The sequence below is a fragment of the Paraburkholderia sp. SIMBA_027 genome, assembly GCF_046535315.1.
GTDB lineage: Bacteria > Pseudomonadota > Gammaproteobacteria > Burkholderiales > Burkholderiaceae > Paraburkholderia > Paraburkholderia tropica.
Genome location: NZ_JAWRWY010000433.1, coordinates 1 through 277, shown reverse-complemented (window position 1 = coordinate 277; position 277 = coordinate 1). Strand labels below are relative to the sequence as shown.

1 pseudogene is annotated in these 277 nt (G+C 62.8%); it reads left to right on the top strand.

Going from position 1 to position 277, the window contains the following annotated elements:
* Positions 1-198, top strand: a pseudogene (locus tag SB764_RS39720) (short-chain dehydrogenase/reductase); the annotation flags it as partial.
* Between the last annotated feature and the right edge of the window lie 79 nt (positions 199-277).

Below are 277 nucleotides of genomic sequence, written 5' to 3'. Positions count from 1 at the left end.
CGAGAGGAGAAGAGCGGCAAGCAATTGGGATATCCCCAAAAGGCGGCATGCGCGATGCTCGCCGCAATCGCCGCGGACCGCCCTCCCACGCATCTTTTGCTTGGTAGCGATGCACTCGGGCTCGTGAGGGACAAGTTGTCCGCGTTCGAAAATGAGATCCGTGACTGGGAGGCTGTTACGGTCTCGACTGACGGCTGACGACCGCTGGAGCAGGGAGGCTGTCGCGTACCTGATCCCTCGCCATCGGGCCCGGAAAGCAGCGGTCCGCAACCAGGAC